Here is a 15,478-nt window from a genome sequence, read left to right as displayed (position 1 = left end):
GTATCACGCATGGTTGAGGATAATGAATGTATCTATTACGTGTAAAAAACATTTATGATGTAGGGAATGATTATTATAGGATCCATATTGAGGATCACGGTATAAATTCACACAATCGAGAAGTTCGCCAATCTGTAAAGGACGCATTTGCTACCTTGCGCAAAGCCATCAATGCCTATCGCCTCCTCCCTGAATATGCTGCGCTCTACCGTACTGATGAACGATATAGTGTCAAGGGGAATTACTGGTGTTTGCACAAGCAATTGCTCTTACACTTTGCAACCTGGCTAGAATTTTCAGCTCCACTTGAAACATTGTTATGGGAGGCCAGGATGCGCGCCGAACAGCAATATTCTAGCATTCAAGAGCCATATCAGGTCTCTCGGGCTGGTATAGAGAATGCATTACGCTTCTTTGGCCTGGATCATACAGCCACGCAAGAGGACCTGAAACGGCAGTATCGCCAGCTTGTCAAGCGCTATCATCCAGATACAGGCGGTGACGAAGCAAAATTCAAAACACTCCAATATGCCCATACTCTCTTGAAAACGTACATGAAGTCCGGTTCGCTTGTTGGCTAGAAAAAAGATCACTATTCAGGAAGGGCCATCAGGTCCTGTTAAAGCAGGTCCTGACTCATCCGTCGCTTCCTCATCCAACGTCACCTTATCGAATGGAGCCAGCTCGCCATCATCAGCTACATTGAAGGAAGTGACATTGATGTGACTCTTGTGGTCGCGACCTGCCCAGGCCAGAAAAAGTCTATCCTCGTCACAAAGTGAGAGTAGGGACGCAACGGCGATGAGTAGTCTCGCCTATTCTCACCTTATCGCCCCAATTGAGGCCATCAGGCGATGAAATAACATTTACCAAAGGAGGTCAGTTCGAAGCGTGGGCCGAACCTCTGGAGCCCCGTTGCTTTAGCACGGGAAGTTCTCAGGAATCTGCCGCAACAGGCGTTCACCGCTTCGGATGTTGTTGAATTGTATCTACATCGTGGGACCTTCGAGCCTGCGCTCTCTGACGAAGATCAGGAGATCAACTCAGATCGTTAGTGCAGTCACTCGGCCTCTTGTTAGATGCACAGAGAGCGGCGCACAAAGCGATATTTTTCTTCGTCGTGAATGAGACTGCCACCTTCATGCCCATTGTAAGGATAGACCTTCAGCTCCTTTTCGCAGAGTAGGTGATTATAGACTGCGAAACCGGTCGAGGGGGGCAAATAGTATCGAGCAAGCCGAGCGAGAGCAGAACGCGACAGGTGATGAGTGGTGCAAGGTTCAGGCAGTCAAAATAGCTTAGTGTATGAAAGCTCTCCTCAACGCGCTGAGGGTAGGTCTTCCAGTAATCGACCAGTTCCTGGAGAGGACCGGCACTAAAGACTTCGACTGCGCGCCGTAAGTGGCACAGGTAGGGCACATCGGCGAGAGCCGCAACGATACCTTTCTCGCTGGCAAGCGCCGCGGCCGCTAGCGCCAACCCGCCTCCCTGGCTGCCACCGTGCAGGATCAGGGGGCCTACCTCCGGAAAGGAGCGTACGGCCTCAATCGCGCGTACACAGTCCATATAGACAAAGCGGTAGTAGTAGTTTTGTGCCTGGAGGATACCCCTGGTCATACAGCCAAGCACAGACCCGCTGTCGTAGTTATTGTTATCAGGTGTATCGCCATTCTGTCCGCGTACATCAACGGCAAAGACACCATACCCCTGTAAAGCCCAGTCGAGATGAAAGCCTGGCAGGCGCTTGCTGGCACCATACCCATGATAACGTACAAGCGTGGGCATCTTGCCATCAATCGTCAGGCGATACTGCTCCTTCGGAAGAAGATACCAGCCGGCCACACGAGTCCCTTGCCCAAATCCATCGTAGGACACTTTATATACTGTCACGCGATCAACGGGGTAATCCTGCTCTTCTCTGGTGATATTGAGGGGCTGAGACGAACTTTCCGCCAGGGTTTGTTGCCAGAAACTCATGAAATCATCTGGCCTGGTGAGCGGCGGTCGATAGCGTTCAAGTTGAGCCAAAGGCATGTCAACAAACATAGTTCTTTTCCCTTATCTAAATATCAATGCAATGATGAGAGCTCATGAGAAGAAGGAGAACGTCAAGCTGGGTGCTGCCCCAGACTCATACACATAGGTATAAGTCTGGGGCAGCACCCAACAACGATCTGCGCTCTTTTTCATTCGCCGCTGTAGAGCACATCTAAGAGGAGTGATGCCGTCCATGAGAACTGGTCTGTTCCGTGTCCCTGACCACTGAACGGGTTATAGTATTCGAAAAAGCCATGCCGTTGAGGCAGATCAATTATTGTCTGGCGCAAACGCCGGGCATATTCGTGGTACCCGTAACGGCGTAAGCCATGAGCGAGCAGCCAGTTCATGTTGATCCAGACTGGGCCTCGCCAGTAGCGATTGGGGGAAAATTCAGTTGTCTGCCTATCATAGCTTGGTACGGCGTATATCGCTTCATGTAAGGGGCTGAAAGCCTCTGAGTTGAGATAGGTATACATCCGCTGAGCGCGAGCTTGGTCAGGGATATCCGCGAAGAGCGGTACAAAGCCAGCAACGCTATAGGCATGGATCTGTTCATTCGCCACCAGGTCGAAATCGAGATAGATCCCGTGCTCGTTATCCCACAGCTTCTGGTTGATGGCCTGGGACGTCAGTTCGGCCCAGGCCTGAAATGGCACCGGGTCCTCGTTCAGGATTTGCGCAATCTCCGCGAGATCTCTATTCGCCTGGCAGAGTAGGGCATTGAACAGCACATCTTGCACCAGAAAAGGGCAATCGCGGCGTATCTGGGCTTCATCGTAGTTCCGCGCGGCAAAGAGCTTGACAAGATAGGCATAGCGGTCGTATTCCATCTTGGTAGGCCGATCCTCGGCATTCACAAGCTGAATATCCACACGTTGATACGCTGGAACCTCTTCGGCTTGAAGCTGCATACGCTGGAGAATAGCATCCCAGACCGGCGAGTTATCCAGTGATTCCCATGGATGCTGGATATACACGAGGCCTTCTCCCTGCGCGTCACGTTCCTGATAGAGATATGTGTGCCAGGCTTTCAGGTGGGGAAATATCTCAGCCAGGAAAGCACGTGCCTGCGCGGTATTCTGCGCATGACGATACATGTGCAGCATAGCCGTCGCGTGCACTGGTAGCTGGACAAGACCCGATGTCTTTCGATCACGAGGCGCGTAGCGATAGCGCTCAACCTCCCAGAACTGTAACCTATCCTGGTAGTTGCTCGCCTGGGGATTGAAGATCATGTGCGGGAGCATCCCGTTCGACCATTGGCCCGCAAAGAGGGCGCGCAGTTCTTGTTCGGCGCGATCCTGGTCATAATGGATATAGCCCATGGCAATAAAGGCAGAATCCCATGACCACTGATGGTGGTAAAGAATGGAGCCAGGTCGTGTAAAGGACCCGGTCCAGTTCCCCTGGAGCACCTTGATTGCCTCCTGGGCGAGTTGTTCATATTCGTGTTTCATAGCAGATGACACTTCCCTTTATCCTTTGAGACCCGTGAGTTGGATGCCTTGAATAATATGCCTTTGAGCGATAATATAGACAAGCAAAATGGGCAGGACAGCAAGCGCTGAACCCGCCATCAACAGCGTCCAGGATGTGGTGTACTCACCTTTGAACAGATTGAGCATTAGTGGTACGGTGTACAGATTGGAGTTGCTGAGCATAATAAGTGGCGCAAAAAAGTTGTTCCACTGGCTCAGGAAGGAGATAATACCCAGTGCAGCCAGGGGAGCCTTGAGCAGCGGAAGGATCACGCGCCAGAACAACGTCCAGCGATTGGCCCCGTCCATAATGGCTGCCTCTTCCAGTTCTATCGGAATCCCCTTGATAAATTGACGCATCAGGAAAACGCCGAAGGCATTCAATAGAGCATAAGGGACGATAATAGAGAGATGCGTATCAATCCAGCCCAGTTGTTTCATAACGAGAAAGAGCGGGATAATCGTGACTTGCAACGGGATCATCAAGGTAGCTAAAAACAGAATGAAAAGGGGGCCACGCAAGGGAAAACGAATGCGGGCAAAGGCATAGCCTGCCATGGAGCAGGTCAATAATTGAGATGCAACCACAACGAAGCAGATATAGATACTATTGAAGTAGGCAAGACCAAAAGGAAGAGCCTGCAAGGAATCGGGGTAATTCTGCCAGGCAACCGGATTGGGAATCCAGGTCGGCGGAACACTAAAGGCTTGCGTCGCCGTTTTGAGCGAAGTCAGAATCATCCATAAGAATGGCGCCGCCATAAGAATGGCGCCCAGGATTAAGAGGAGATGGATAACGATAGATCCCACCTTAATGGGAGATGTACGCTGAGTACGCGCTTTTGCAGCTTGCAAATTGACGCGCTTGCCGCTAGCATCCTCTTGTATCATGGATTTCCCCTTTCTAATTATTCTATCCCTCATAGTAGACCCAGCGGCGCTGAAGTGTGAACTGGAGCAGGGTGAGAGCCAGCAGAATCGCAAAGAGGACCACTGCCGCTGCGCTGGCACTGCCAAACTCAAACTTTTGGAAAGCAAGCGTGTAAAGGTGATAGACGATAGTATAACTGTCTTTCCCTGGCCCGCCACCTGTCATGACGTAGGTTTGATCAAACACCTCAAACGAATGGATAATAGAAATTACCGTAACAAAAAACAGGGTGGGCGAGAGCAGCGGCAATGTGATATGCCGGAAGAGCTGGAACTTATTGGCTCCATCGATTTTTGCAGCTTCTAGGTAGGATCCGGGAATACCTTGCAGCCCCGCCAGAAAAAGGAGCATGTTGAAACCCAGACCCCACCAGATACTGACAATAGCAATCGAAGGGATTACCAGATGGGCATCAACTAACCATTGGGGACCCTTAATGTGAAACCACTGACCTAAGAGCACATTGATGAGGCCAAAATTGCCATCCAACAACCAGATCCAGATGACTGAGACGGCCACTGAACCGGTAATTACCGGCATGAAATAGATCACGCGATAAATCGTTTTGGCACGGACCTTGTTGACCCCCATGGCGACAAGCAGCGCTAAAAGAAGGCCTGCCGGAACTACAAGCATAGTGTAGTAAACAGTATTGATGAGTGCTGTTTGAAAATCCGGATCGGCAAACTGGTTGAAAAAATTCGTCAGGCCGATGAAATGCATGGGGCCTAGCCCATCCCATTTCACCAGGCTGAGAGCGAAGATAGAGACAAGTGGAATGAGCGCAAAGGCAATCAGTCCAATGAATTGGGGAAGCAGAAAGACATACCCCCAAAGAGCTTCTACTCTATGCCTTTTTCGTATCGGGTCTGAAGCTACGCGCTTGCTCAGGCGTAGCTTCATTTTAACGTTGGTCTCCATATGGTACTCCCTTTTCTCATGAAGGGCGACAAAAGTGTATTACTGGCCGGATTTGGCCTCTGTGATACGCTGATTAGCCATGTTGGCAACCTTGTTGAGTGTCTGCTGCACATCTGCACCTTGTAGCCAGACAGGTTCCAACTCTTTCAGAATATCTGTGGTTAATCCAGGAGTGCTATCCTCTGCCTGAAATGATGCATACCCAACGTTGCGCGTATCAATGAAGTATCGAGCGTGCTCAGGAGTATTTCCGCTGGTGGCAATCTGGTCAATGCCCTGGATTGAGGGTATTGAGCCGCTCGCGCCCTGGATTCTAAATTTTTGCCCCGCAGTAGAGACATACGATGTGAGAAATTGGAAGGCCGCATCGGGGTACTTCGTCTTGCTGTTCACAGACATAGACGTCACTGGCACTCCGGCGGGTTCAAGGCGCTTTCCCGTGTTTGGTGGGAGAGGCACAATGTCATACTGAAGATTACTTGCCTGCCTGAAGGCAGGAAGGTAATATCTCCCCGCGCTTACAAACGCTACCTGGTTGCTGATAAAGGCAAAATCAGCTCCCTGGCCTTTAGGAAGAATTCCAGCATAGACGATCTTTTTTGCACGTATATTATTTGCCAGCCACGTGAAGGCTTCGATGGACCTGGGATCCTGATTGGCGACGAACTTGCCACGACCGTTGTTGTCGTATACCACTCCTCCATTGGTCGTCACCCAACTCCAAAGCATAAGCGTCGCATTGGTGAGAATATAGCCGGTTTTGCCTTTCGCAGCCACTTTGGCGAGCATTGATGAGAAGGTCTCTCGGTTCCATTTCCCCTGTTCATACAGGTCGGCTGGCATTTGAGTTATTCCCGCTTCTTGCAAAACTGTCTTGTTATACCAGATGACATATGGATTACAATCCACCGGGACGCCATAGATCTTCCCGTCGGGCGTTCTGGAAACTCCCCACAGTTTATTAATATAGTCGCTTGCCTTCTCCTGACTCTTGGGTCCATTTAAGAGCGGAGTCAGATCCACAATCACCTGGTCCTGGATGTATTGAGTCATTGATGAATTAGGGACGTAGAACACATCTGGTGCCACTCCGCCAGTGAGTTGCGTCAGGATCTTGGCCCCATAATCAATGTCGGTTGTGGGAATCGGCTTGAATTGCGCAGTAATGTCAGGATGGCTGGCGTTAAACTGATTTGTATAGTCAAAAAATAACTTTAAACGCGCGGCATCTCCCCAGGTCGACCAACTGATGTTGGCCTTGCCACCTGCATTTCCACCGCTTCCGCATGCTTGCAGAACCGCCTCTACCCCACCAAGGGTCATACCCAGCGCGAGCGCTCGGCCGATAAAATTGCGACGATCGATCTTCCCCGCCAGGAAATCTTTAAGAAGCCCATATTCTTTACTCATTGAGAACACTCCTTCATCACATAAATAAGCGAGGCGTTGATAATGCAGACCAGATATAACATTATGACGTTATGACTAACTCGTTATAACGAGATGATAATGTATCTTTCTGGAATTGTCAAGGAGTAAAATATGCAACTTCGTCAGCGCACTGTTGACCTGGTGAAACAAAACGTTGATACACTCCGTAAGAACAAGCAACGAGTCTCTGGGAGACGGTCGCTGCCAAGTCCAAGCTGGACCACCAGGCATCTTAGGAAGAGAATCGGAGCCACCTTCCAGGTAGTAGTCCAGGGAAGGTGGGCAACCAACACTGCTTCTGATCATGGGGATTTCTTTTAGTTTGATTGTCGCTGTGGGGCAAGATTACCATTCGTCCTGGCTGGGGGTAAACTCGACTTCGACGCGCGCTCGATCCCCTCGGTGGAAGGTCCGCGAATACTCAAAGGCACGACCATCGGCGAGGTAGGCAATACTATCGAGCAGAAGCAAGGGACTTCCCAGCGCAATTTCGAGTAAGCGCCCTTCCCATTGCCCGGCGGCAATAGCCTCCAGGCTGCGTACTCCCCGCGCGATCTCCAGATTATAACGCGTGCGCAATACGTGATACAGTGAAGTCGAAGCAAGATCCACAGTATCCAGATCTGGGCAGAGCATTTTGGGGATGTATGTGGTCGAGACAAGAAGTCTCTCATCCTCTACCGAGCGCACACGCACTAGCACCTGTACCTCTTCGCCAGGCAATAGGCCCAACATTGAGGCAACCTCTTTTGATGCTGGCTGTCGTTCCTGGCGCACGACCGTTGTTGTCAACTCTACACCCTGACGCCTGAGATCTTCGTAAATACCAAAGGCACGATGCACAAAGCGTTCTGGCAGCTTGGGTTTGGCAACAAAGGTCCCTTTGCCCTGGATGGTAAACAACTTCCCCTCATGAGTGAGTTCGCTGATCGCTCTGCGCACCGTAATACGGCTGACGCTAAATGCGCTCTCCAGTTCGGTTTCCGAAGGGATAAGCATACCCGGAGTCCAGGTTCCGTTAGCGATCTGGTTGGAGATGCTTTCCTTGACCTGATAATACTTCGGGACAGGGAAGGCCTGTCGTCGTGCATTCCCTTCCTGCATATTCGTCTCATTCACGACACCTTTTTTCATAAATCCCTTATTTCCTCCTGCCAATAAGTGTTGACAGCCCTCTTTGCGATATGGTATCGTCTTGTTATAACGAGTTGGTTATGTCGTTATTATGATTAATCCGATGGTGTTTGTCAAGCATGAATAACACAAAACACCGCGCGCCCCTAACAGCCCCATCGGGACCATTGACAAAAACGTCGACTGTCCTGGCCTTCGATCTTGGTGGCACGCGGATTAAAGCCGGGATTGTGCGCGGAGCCGAGGTCTCCTCTGTCCATGTTGAAGCCCTCCCCCCACAAAGAGATGCCGCCAGTGTGCTCAATGCTCTGGTTAGTTTAGGAAAGCACGTACTACAGAGGCAGACAGTTCACGCGGTTGGTATTAGTTTGAAGGGTATTGTTGATCCCCAACGAGGTACGATTCTAGATGTAAACGAGTCCTTATCTGATCTTATCGGCTTCCCCATCGCGCAAACCCTGGCGGAAACCTTCCACCTACCAACCTTCGCAGAGAATGATGCCCGTTTGTATACGGTGGGTGAGATGGTCTATGGCGCGGGCAGACAGGTCGAGAATCTGCTCTGTTTAACGCTTGGCACCGGAATTGGTTGCGGGGTTGCACTTCAACGCCGGGTAGTGCGGGGCGCGCGTGGGCTCTTCGGATCAATGGGCGGCCATATCACCGTGCAGGTTGATGGGCCACGCTGTACCTGTGGCAACATTGGTTGCCTTGAAGCATTTATCGGGACCGCACCCCTGATGCGCAAGGCTGTTACGCTCTATGCCGGAAGTGGTATCACTCCCCCCGAAATGACCCCTCAAGGCATCTTTGCGGCCGCCCTGGCTGGTGACAAGATTGCGGGTGAAGTTGCTACCTACTTCGCGCATTATCTCAGTGTCGGGATTGTCTCATTAATCCATGCATACGATCCAGACCTCGTCGTGCTCGGTGGAGGGATTTCCGGCTCTTCTCAGCAGTTCCTGCCCAGTGTCCAGCAATACGTAGACGAGCACACATGGACCTTTCCTCGTGGTCGCACACAGATTAAGATAGCAGAACTCGGGGATACCGCCGCATTGGTTGGCGTCTCTGCGCTCGCGAGCGGCCTGAACGTCTTGCTATGAAACGTTGGGGTCGAAGAGCGAACATTGCCACCACTCGATAGTGAAACAGTGCTCTGGATTGTTAGGGCATATATATAAAGGAAGTACTGGTGTAATGGAAGAATCATCTGCTACGTCAAAGTATCGTACACACCCTGTTCATCGTTTCCCCTGGCTTACCATTGAAGAAGGACATCTGGCACTCGCGCGCAAGCTCTTCAACGCAGCCAGGGGCTTGACTGGTCCAAAGGTAGTGGTCATTGATGGTTTTGTTGGCTTGCCTTGGGACAGTTTCATAGCTCGACTACGAGTCGCACTGCAAGAAGTAGCGCAAGAGGGGGCGATACGCTGGCTCTCAACCGAAACGTGCTTCCGCTCCGCAAGCGAGGTCCAGCACTTATTAGCGACATCGCTCACTGATGATCCTGTCTTCGGGCGCGTCTTTCACGGTGATCTACGAGACCTCTGGCAAGCGGAACGCTTGGAACGACTTCAGCGCATCGTTGAAGAGGTGCATAATGACACGATCACCGTTATTTACGGCTTTGGGGCATCCCTTATCACTGACCAGGGATGGCATATATATGTTGATGTGCCCAAGGACCGGGGGCAGCAGTTAGCGGGGCAAAAGGCAATTACGAACGTGGGTACGTGCAAGCCAGAAGGCTTTGCTGCAATGTACAAACGCTTCTACTTTGTAGACTGGCCCATGCTCAATCGCATCAAACGCGCGCAACTGGCAAGAATGGACCTCTTTGTAGATGGTAGCGACCACACCGCGCCGAAACTTGTACACGGCGACGACATCCGACTCGCCCTGCATGAACTGGCTCGAAGACCGTTTCGTGTCAAGCCTTGGTTTGCCCCTGGTGTCTGGGGAGGACAGTGGATGAAGGAACAGTTCGGATTACCAACCGAGGCTCCCAACTATGCCTGGTCCTTTGAGCTGATAGCTCCTGAGAACGGCCTGTTGTTGGGGAATAGGGAATACTTCTTTGAATGTGCCTTCGACTACTTGCTATGGGCCGAGACGGACGCAGTGCTTGGCATCCCGGTCGCCGCGCGCTACGGCAGCTATTTCCCTATTCGCTTCGACTACCTGGATACGATGGGTGGAACAAACCTCTCCTGTCAGGTCCATCCCCGCGTCGACTATATCCGTGACCAGTTTGGCGAGCCTTTTACCCAGGATGAAACCTATTATATTGTGACTTGTGAGGAAGACGCACAGGTGTATCTGGGCTTGCGTGAGGACGCGGATTGTGGTGCATTCAAGGCGGATGCGCTGGCGGCACGCGATCAAGACCAGCCATTCGAGATTACGGATTATGTGAATAGCTTTCCCAGTAAGCCGCATGATCTTTTCCTCATTCCCAGTGGGACCATCCATTGTAGCGGCGCAAACAACCTGGTACTGGAGATTAGCGCGACTCCCTATATCTTCACATTCAAGGCCTACGACTATCTGCGGCGCGACCTCTCTGGCAATCTGCGCCACGTTCATCTCGATCATGCGTTCGCCAACCTTGATCCGACACGCACGACCAACTGGGTGCGTCAGAACCTCATTCCCCAACCGGAATTGCTGAGAGATGGCCCTGGCTGGGCTGAATATCGTATTGGGGATATCGGACACCTCTTCTTCGCCATACATCGCCTCGAATTCACTACCGCTATCGATGATGAGACGCATGGAAAGTTTGTGGCGCTTAATCTCGTTGAGGGAAACTGTTGTGAGATCCATAGTCCCGGCAATGAGCCAGTAGAATTGCACTTCGCCGAAAGCATTATTCTTCCCGCAAGCATAGGCCATTATACCCTGCGTAATACTGGAAATACACCGTGTAAGGTCGTCAAAGCCTTTGTGAAATAGAGACGAAGGATTGTATAAAATGAATGATCATTATAAAACTCCTAAGCCATCTAATAGCGGTCTTCCTCAATCAAGAGAGCAAAAATTGCTTGAAATGCTGAAGGTAGCTGATCATGCTCTTAAGCATAATCTCTATGTAACTACTCTTAATGAGAAAACATATAGGAGAACCGTTCCTTCCAAAGAGTTCTATGTGCATCAATGGAATTGGGACAGTGCAGCAGTAGCAATGGGACTTATCCATCTCGATCCTGAACGTGCTTATGATGAACTTCGTGCGCTAGTTTCAGGCCAATGGGATAATGGCTTAATTGCGCATATAACGTATAACCCCGGGGAAACACGATACTATCCGCAAGCAGAGAAATGGCATACAGAACAATTCCGAAGAGGCGAAATTGTTACATCAGGTATTACCCAACCACCTCTCCTGAGCATTGCAGTTGATTACGTGTATAAACATTCTCCAGATGGAGCAGCAGGGGATTTTTTAGATGAAGTGCTTCCTGCCGTGATGAAGTATCATGATTACCTAAAAAGATACCGTGATCCAGAAGATGGTGGGTTACTCACTATCGTACATCCCTGGGAAAGTGGTACTGACAATTCTCCTCGCTGGGATAGCTCTTATACGCATATAAACCTCACCGATGTTCCCCAAGCCGTAAGAGAAGATGTAGATGCTAATCGAACTGATGACAAATTAGGAAAAGCATTGCATCGGCCAACACAAGAAGATTACTACCGCTTTATGGGTCTTGTGGCTCTTTTTGCTAAGCTAGGCTGGGATTACGAGAAAATTGTGGCTCAATCGCCATTTGCGGTTAAAGATATACTGTTTTCATCTCTTTGGGCCAGAGCAAATGAAGCATTAGCGGACACGCTTACTCGTGTCGGGAGGACTGATGAAGCAACAAAATACCATAAATGGGCACAGCAAACACAAGAGGCTTTAGCCCATACTTGGGATGAAGAACACCAACAATATTGTGACATTGATGTTGCGCAGGGAAGGCGTGAACCAATCATTGAGCCAACAAATGCCATGTTTCTGCCGCTCCTGGCAGGCGCAGTAACAGATGAGCAACTCCCGAAGGTACTTACACGACTTTCTGATCCCGAGCAATTCTGGCCTGCATATCCTGTACCAAGTACCGCACTCAATAGCCCTAAATTTGAACTGACACGTTATTGGAGAGGTCCTACATGGCCGATTACAAATCTTTTGATAATTGAGGGTCTGATGAGATATGCCCCACAAAGCGCTCAAGCTCGGCAAATGGGAGAAGAGCTCGTGGATAGAACACTGGATATGATCGAAAAAAATGGATTTTACGAATATTATGATCCAACGAAGGGGGAAGCACGACCTGGACGAGAAGATAATGCCAGGCAATTCGGATTTGCAACCTTTAGCTGGCCTGCCGCCATTTTCATTCAGCTTGCTAAACAATATAGAAAAGCACATTAAGTTATGCGTGCGTATCGAGATGATTAACCAGTTTACGATCGTTGCTTCTACGGGAGCGGGATCAAGGGCGGCGAGAAACCGTGAGAGGGTCGAGCGATGGGGCAAGTGATTCCGAGCAAACGACAGGCTTATCCTGAGTGCGATGTGCTGCACGTGACCCAAAGTGTCGTAGAAGTTATGTAGACTTCCTGTGAGGGCCAAGTGCAACAACTGAATCTATTCGAGGGTGGATAAGCACACCAGCGATCGTACTTCGGCGGATGGCTTGGCCGATCTGCGCGAGCGCTTCATCGGTATGACCCAAGCCAGGTAGGATGCAAAAGAGAGACGCCGTGATGCGCAGCAAAGCCGCCGGATTCAGGCAGGGCATTCAACGCCGAGTGTGTCTGCAAGAAGACGGTCTGTGATGGCGGCGGCAGCCGTGCCGAAACAGTTTCCGCCGCCATCATCATCTCAGTTGACACGCACGCGCGTCAACTGCTCAGGCATCCCTCATGAGAGGAAGGGTCACCGTAAAGGTCGAGCCTTTCCCAACGGCGCTGTCCACCGTGATGGTTCCCCCTGATGTTTGACGATCTCGGCCACAATATAGAGCCCCATGCCCAGGCCCGGAATCGCTTTCCGCTTGGGATCAGTGACCCGATAGAACCGCTCAAAAATTTTGTCGCGCTGCTCTCGCGGAATGCCCAGGCCATGATCGCGGACACGGATCGTGACCGCATCGTCGGAGGCGGAGAGATCTATCTCAACGGTCTGGGTATCTGGCGAATACTTGATGGCATTACTGAGCAGGTTGGTGAAGACCTGTCCCAGCCGGTCTCGATCCCCGATCAGGCTGGTCTGCACGCTCCCACGGACCAGGATGGTATGGCTGGGATGGAGGTGGTGGATGGTGGCGGTGACCTCCTGCAACAACTCGTCGAGATCCACCCGCTCCCGCCGATACTCGAGGCTCCCTGCCTGCATCCTGGAGACATCCAGTAACTCTGCGATCAGGCGTTCCAGTTGCTTGACGGGCCCCTCCACCCGGGCAAGCGCGGTGGCCGCCTCGGGTTGGGAGTGCTTTTCGAGTCGTTTGCGCACCAGTTGGATCTGCAGCTTCACCGCAGTGAGTGGGGTCTTCAGTTCATGGTTGGCCATGCTAATAAAGTCATCCTTGCGCTGCTCCAGTTCCTTGCGCGCCGAATTATCCAGCAGAAAGACGACCATCTGGCGCGGCTGCTCCTGGAAGATAACGCCTCCCACCAATACGGGCAGACGACTGCCATCTTGACATACCAGTTCGGTCTCAAAGGGCGCGTGCTGCCCGCGTGCGGTGAGCTCCTGGATCGAGCGCTCGAAGAGCGGCGCTTGTTCTGGGGAAGTGATCTTCACCCGGTTCAACGTTCTGCTCTGCACCTCTTCTCGGGTATAACCGGTCATGCGAAGAAACGCCTCATTGGCGTCAGCGAGCACTTCTCCTTCCATCTCGACAGAAGTAATCCCGATAATATTGGATTCGATCAGGGCGCGAATACGCTCCTGACTCTGGCGTAAGGCTTCCTCCGTTCGTTTCTGGTTCTCAATATCGGTGGCGGTGCCAAACCACTTGACGATTTGGCCTCCTTCATCACGTACCGGTATCCCGCGAGTTAAGAACCAGCGATACTCGCCCGTTTGGCCATCCTTGAGGCGATATTCGATCTCATAGGGTTCACCCGTTGCGAGTGCATGATGCCAGATCTTCAGGGTGCGCTGAGAATCGTCAGGATGTAAAAACTGGCTCCATCTATGACCCAATGCTTGTGCGGGGGAGGAACCACTATAGTCATACCACCGTTGATTCCAGTACTCAACCCAGCCATCTGGTGACGTCGTCCACACCAACTGTGGCACCGTTTCAGCCAGCACACGCAAGTTCTCCCGGCTTTCTTTGAGCTGCTGCTCCGCTCGTTTCTGGTCTTCGATATCGGTGCTGGTGCCAAACCACTTGACGATTTGACCGCCTTCATCGCGCATCGGCATGGCGCGCGTTAAGAACCAGCGATACTTTCCATTCTGGCCATTTCTGAGACGCTCTTCGTGCTCATACATGGTTCCCGTGTCCAGAGCATGCTGCCAGAGAGCCTGGTTGCCTGCACGATCATCAGGGTGGATGAACTGAAGATGAGCCCAGCGGTCGCTTTGGACGTGCTCACGCGTCAACCCGGTGTAGTCACGCCAGCGCTGATTCCAGTACTCATGCAGGCCGTCGGATCGTGTCACCCATACCTGCTGCGGCACCGTTTCGGCCAGCACGCGCAAGCTCTCCCGGCTTTCTTTGAGCTGCTGCTCCGCGCGTTTCTGCTTCTCAATGTCGGTGCAGGTACCAATCCACTTGACAATCTGACCTGCCTCATCGTGCACCGGCATAGCGCGCGTTAAGAACCAGCGATACTCTCCATTCTGACCATTTCTGAGACGCTCTTCGCGCTCATACATGGTTCCCGTGTCCAGGGCATGCTGCCATTGGGCTCGGGTGCCTTCCTGATCATCAGGGTGGATGAACTGGAGATGGTCCCATCTCTGTCTCTGTTCAGGCGCGAACCCGGTGTAGTCACGCCAGCGCTGGTTCGTGTACGCATGCAAGCCGTCTGGTTGGGCTGTCCACATGAGTTGTGGTACTGTCTCGGCAAGGAGACGAAAGTTCTCCTCGCTGGCTTTGAGTTGCTGCTCAGCTCGCTTCTGCGCAGCAATATGCTTGATGAGCGCCTTCCAGAATGGAAGAGTGAGATGCCTGACCATGCAGTAGCTATCCCTTTCATATGGTCCCATCCCTGGAAGGAAGTTACTTCCCTGCTCTGATATCGCGAAACAGAATTGAGAGATGTGAGAAGACGCGAACACCCTTCCTCGCAAACACAGGTAGTTCATTTGGCTATCTACTGGAGGTATTGAGTTGAAAACCTCATCGCTGACCTTTGCAGGAAGGATACTCTAGAAAGAGAGCCCCTTCAAGAGTCATTTTTGCAAATTTCATGGTATCATTTGCTGGAGGCTTCCTTTTCAAGCATGGCAAAAAGACAACGCGCACTTCAAAACACAGCAAATCTTGCCCTCAATCGCACCTTCACGATGCCATTGCATCGCCAGTTG

At 51.4% G+C, this 15,478-nt stretch carries 11 protein-coding genes and 2 pseudogenes; 5 read left to right on the top strand and 8 right to left on the bottom strand.

What is annotated here, in order from left to right; all coding sequences use genetic code 11:
- Nucleotides 1–155 precede the first annotated feature (155 nt).
- Entirely contained in the window at nt 156–581 is a 426-nt protein-coding gene (locus JMJ16_RS33660; protein ID WP_201388701.1) for a J domain-containing protein, read from the top strand.
- A gap of 494 nt (nt 582–1,075) precedes the next feature.
- On the opposite strand, the pseudogene JMJ16_RS33650 reads toward JMJ16_RS33660, so the two are convergent.
- From JMJ16_RS33650 to JMJ16_RS33630, 5 genes and pseudogenes are all read right to left on the bottom strand, one after another.
- Nucleotides 1,076–2,034: pseudogene (locus JMJ16_RS33650) on the bottom strand (acetylxylan esterase).
- A 152-nt stretch (nt 2,035–2,186) separates the two neighbouring features.
- Nucleotides 2,187–3,497 (bottom strand): amylo-alpha-1,6-glucosidase, encoded by a 1,311-nt coding sequence (locus JMJ16_RS33645; RefSeq protein WP_201388697.1) that lies wholly within the window; start codon nt 3,495–3,497, stop codon nt 2,187–2,189.
- Between the two features lie 18 nt (nt 3,498–3,515).
- A complete protein-coding gene (locus JMJ16_RS33640; RefSeq protein WP_201388695.1) occupies nt 3,516–4,409 on the bottom strand; it encodes a carbohydrate ABC transporter permease in 894 nt (297 codons plus the stop codon).
- 22 nt (nt 4,410–4,431) lie between these two features.
- Nucleotides 4,432–5,352, bottom strand: coding sequence for a carbohydrate ABC transporter permease (locus JMJ16_RS33635; RefSeq protein WP_374229137.1), 921 nt, complete (start codon nt 5,350–5,352; stop codon nt 4,432–4,434).
- Nucleotides 5,353–5,409: 57 nt separating this feature from the next.
- On the bottom strand, nt 5,410–6,780 hold the full coding sequence (locus tag JMJ16_RS33630) for a sugar ABC transporter substrate-binding protein (RefSeq protein ID WP_201388691.1): 1,371 nt from the start codon (nt 6,778–6,780) through the stop codon (nt 5,410–5,412).
- A 132-nt stretch (nt 6,781–6,912) separates the two neighbouring features.
- Here JMJ16_RS33630 and JMJ16_RS33625 point away from each other — a divergent pair, with 132 nt between their 5' ends.
- Nucleotides 6,913–7,122 (top strand): hypothetical protein, encoded by a 210-nt coding sequence (locus JMJ16_RS33625; RefSeq protein WP_201388690.1) that lies wholly within the window; start codon nt 6,913–6,915, stop codon nt 7,120–7,122.
- A gap of 24 nt (nt 7,123–7,146) precedes the next feature.
- Here the strand turns inward: JMJ16_RS33625 and JMJ16_RS33620 are convergent, their stop codons facing one another.
- Complete coding sequence (locus JMJ16_RS33620; RefSeq protein ID WP_201388688.1) at nt 7,147–7,935, bottom strand: GntR family transcriptional regulator; 789 nt, start codon at nt 7,933–7,935, stop codon at nt 7,147–7,149.
- A gap of 119 nt (nt 7,936–8,054) precedes the next feature.
- Between JMJ16_RS33620 and JMJ16_RS33615 the strand changes: the two genes are divergently transcribed.
- The 3 genes from JMJ16_RS33615 to JMJ16_RS33605 all read left to right on the top strand — a co-directional run bounded on the left by JMJ16_RS33615 (nt 8,055) and on the right by JMJ16_RS33605 (nt 12,364).
- On the top strand, nt 8,055–9,041 hold the full coding sequence (locus JMJ16_RS33615) for an ROK family protein (RefSeq protein ID WP_201388686.1): 987 nt from the start codon (nt 8,055–8,057) through the stop codon (nt 9,039–9,041).
- Nucleotides 9,042–9,135: 94 nt separating this feature from the next.
- Nucleotides 9,136–10,893: a class I mannose-6-phosphate isomerase gene (locus JMJ16_RS33610; RefSeq protein ID WP_201388685.1), complete on the top strand. Its 1,758-nt coding sequence runs from the start codon at nt 9,136–9,138 to the stop codon at nt 10,891–10,893.
- 19 nt (nt 10,894–10,912) lie between these two features.
- Nucleotides 10,913–12,364, top strand: coding sequence for an amylo-alpha-1,6-glucosidase (locus tag JMJ16_RS33605; protein WP_201388683.1), 1,452 nt, complete (start codon nt 10,913–10,915; stop codon nt 12,362–12,364).
- 287 nt (nt 12,365–12,651) lie between these two features.
- Here the strand turns inward: JMJ16_RS33605 and JMJ16_RS33600 are convergent, their stop codons facing one another.
- Entirely contained in the window at nt 12,652–12,828 is a 177-nt protein-coding gene (locus JMJ16_RS33600; RefSeq protein ID WP_201388680.1) for a hypothetical protein, read from the bottom strand.
- A 17-nt stretch (nt 12,829–12,845) separates the two neighbouring features.
- A pseudogene (locus JMJ16_RS33595) lies at nt 12,846–15,157 on the bottom strand (PAS domain S-box protein).
- Nucleotides 15,158–15,478 lie beyond the last annotated feature (321 nt).

The organism is Ktedonobacter sp. SOSP1-52, assembly GCF_016587395.1.
This window is presented reverse-complemented; position numbering and strand designations above follow the sequence as displayed.